The sequence below is a fragment of the Sphaerobacter sp. genome, from assembly GCF_019683595.1.
Taxonomy (GTDB): Bacteria; Chloroflexota; Chloroflexia; order Thermomicrobiales; family Thermomicrobiaceae; genus Sphaerobacter.
On the sequence record NZ_JADGHZ010000296.1, the window covers coordinates 1 to 2,920 of the forward strand.

General features: G+C 69.6%; 3 protein-coding genes. 2 read left to right on the forward strand and 1 reads right to left on the reverse strand.

Translation table 11 applies throughout. The annotated features are described in order from the left end of the window. Positions 1-223: 223 nt before the first annotated feature. Positions 224-649, reverse strand: a complete 426-nt coding sequence (locus IRZ30_RS16805) for an archease (protein WP_294086838.1) — start codon at positions 647-649, stop codon at positions 224-226. A gap of 234 nt (positions 650-883) precedes the next feature. Here IRZ30_RS16805 and IRZ30_RS16810 point away from each other — a divergent pair, with 234 nt between their 5' ends. Both IRZ30_RS16810 and IRZ30_RS16815 read left to right on the forward strand, forming a co-directional pair. After that, complete coding sequence (locus IRZ30_RS16810) at positions 884-1,882, forward strand: CapA family protein (RefSeq protein ID WP_294086839.1); 999 nt, start codon at positions 884-886, stop codon at positions 1,880-1,882. A 261-nt stretch (positions 1,883-2,143) separates the two neighbouring features. Then, entirely contained in the window at positions 2,144-2,374 is a 231-nt protein-coding gene (locus IRZ30_RS16815; RefSeq protein WP_294086840.1) for a hypothetical protein, read from the forward strand. Positions 2,375-2,920 lie beyond the last annotated feature (546 nt).

Here is a 2,920-nt window from a genome sequence, read left to right on the forward strand (position 1 = left end):
GCCCCGGCCGGGCTATACCAAACCTTGATAGGCGCACGCGGATGTCATCCTGAGCGGAGCCGGGAGCGGCGGCTAGCCGCACCCGGCGCAGCGAAGGATCTCTCCGCTGCGTGGCCGATCCGACACGAGATCCTTCGGCTCGGACGGAGCCGCCGCCCTGCGCGGGGGCGCCGGCCAGCTCCGCTCAGGATGACACGGACTCAGGCATCACCCAAATTGGGTATTACAAGTCGAGCACGCAGCGGAGGGTGACGCCGTCCGGGCGCTCCTCGACACGTAGCCCGGCGTAGGTGGCGGCCTTGACCTCCGTCCCCACCTGGTGGCGGTCAAAGTCGACCGGCTCGCCGGTGAGCGTACCGCGCGCTCGCCAGGTGTCACCGTCGCGCTCCAGCGCGTCGAGCTTGAAGCTATGGAAGAAGTGGCCGGAGATGTCGCGCGCGGCAATCACCGCGTTGAGGAGTGAGACGAAGAGCGCTCCGAGGTCCCAACCCTCCGCCTCGACCGGTGTCTGGGCCACGGGGCGCACCGAATCGGTGCGCGCCATGAGTTCGAGCATGCCCTGCACCCCGGCCTCCAGCGCCTCGGCGACGTCCGCGCCGGACGCCTCCAGCCCCACGTCCGCCTCGTGCTCCAGGTAGCGATACGGCATGCGCTCTCTCCTCTCCCGGCACCGGCCGTCGACAACCACCCTGATTCTGCCGCATCGCACAGGGCGCGTGACGCCGCATTGGGCGTGCGGGGGTCTTGTCCAGTCCGCCCTCACCCTCCTGGTTCGGGGCGCCATTCCTGCGCACCTTATGATGAGTGAGCCCTGCGGGCCGACGCATGACGTATGACGCATGACGCGTGACGCATGACTCGTGACGCCCCGGAGTGGCAGGCGATGCAGCAACCGCTCACCCTCGCGCTCACCGGCGATGTGATGCTCGGGCGCATGGTCGATCTGGCCATCACCAGCTATGGCCCCGCGTACCCCTGGGGCGACGACGTGCGCGCGGCGCTCAGGCAGGCCGACCTGCGGCTGATCAATCTGGAATGCGCCATCACCAGCGAGCAGGAACGCTGGCACGATGGAGCCTACAAAGCGTTCTACTTCCGCGCCGACCCGGTGGCGATCGACACGCTGCGCGCCGCCGGGATCGACTTCGCCGCGCTGGCGAACAACCACATCGGCGATTTCGGTGCCGCCGGGCTGCTGGAGACGGTGCACCTGCTCGACGCCGCGGGTATTGCACACGCGGGCGCGGGTGCGGACCTCGCAGCGGCAGCCGCCTCAGCCCGGCTCCAGGCCGGGGATTGGCGAGTGGCCGTGGTCGCCTTCGCCGACCATCCACGGCAGTGGGCGGCCGCGCCCGGCCGACCCGGCATCAACTACACGCCCGTCTCGGTCCACCCGGCGGACTTCGGCCCGGTGGCGCGGGCGCTGGCGGCCGCGCGACAGGACGCCGACCTCGTCGTGTTCACCATCCACTGGGGGCCGAACATGCGACCGCGGCCGACCCCTGAGTTCCAGGCCTTCGCCCGGCGCGTGATCGAGGCCGGGGCGGATATCTTCTGGGGCCACAGCGCCCACGTGGTGCAGGGCGTCGAGATCTACCGCGACCGGCTCATCCTCTACGACACCGGGGACTTCGTGGACGACTACGTGGTCGACCCCGACCTGCGCAACGACCTCTCGGCGCTGTTCCTCGTGCGGGTCGCCCCGGACGGTCGCCTCAGGCTGGAGATCGAGCCGGTGCAGATCATGAACCGGCACGTGACGCTGGCGGACGGACCCGAGCGAGACTGGTTCCTGCGGCGTCTGCACGACCTCTGCTCAGAGATGGGGAGCGCCGTCGTCGCGCGGCCGGGCGGCCCGGCGGCGATCGTGCCGCGGGCGTGATGCGTCATGCGTCACCCGTCATGCGTCATACGTCGGCCGTGATCGGTGCTCACGAGGGGATCTGAACGCCCCGAGGCTGCGGGCGTGCGCCATGATTCACGCACGACTATAATACCCGTACTACCCGTGATTATGTCGTGTTGAAAACCAGAGGAGCGCACCCGGGTTCTATCAGCGTCCGTGTTGTGAGCACGCTGCTCTCGCGACGGCTGGAGACCGGGTTGCCGGCTCCGGTCGTCCCGTAGGAACCAGGAGACGGCCATGGCAATGCTGCTCGAGTTGCTGGGCCTCGTCTGGCTCGCCGCGCTCATCTGGGCGTCGGTGAAGTTCGTTCGGTCGGTTCAGGATCTGCGAGGCGCCGGCCGGACAGTCACCGTGCTGCGCCACGCGTATGCCCGGCCACGCGTTCGCGTGCGGGGCCCCGCCATGCACTTCACCGGGGTGCACCCGGACACCCACTTCGCCGGTGCGCGTGGGATCCGGAGAGAGTAGCGCCCCACACGCCATCGGCATCGGCCCAATGCACCCGTGCCGGGTCACGTCGCCGATTTGGAACGGCGCGGGATGGTGACGGGTGCCTGCGGTTGGGTGGTGCGAGAGTCAGGGCACTGTAGCCAGTGCCCGGGGTGAGCGGTGGGAGGCCCCCGCGCCGGGATCCGGTTCCGGGGTGGGTGGTGCGAAGGATCCCGCGCCGTGGCATGTGCCCGGGGCTAAAGCCGCCGGGCTGACACGGCGAAGCCCACTGAAGGGGCTGGGGACTGGTACCCGGCAGACTCCCGGATCGGATACGCTGGGATGTCGCCATCGCAGCCCCTTCAGTGGGCTTACCAAAATATCAGCCCGGTGGCTTGAGCCCCGGGCACGCGCCGACCGGCAAACACCGTGTCACCGGGATGTGACCGCTCGTCCCTCAGCCCGCTTTAGCGGGCTTTTCCTTGTCAGCCCGGCGGCTTCAGCCCCGGGCACATGCCACAGCGCGGGGATCCGCACGCCACCGATCCCCCGAGGCCCGCGCCGCCCCCCGGATCGCTCCTGTCG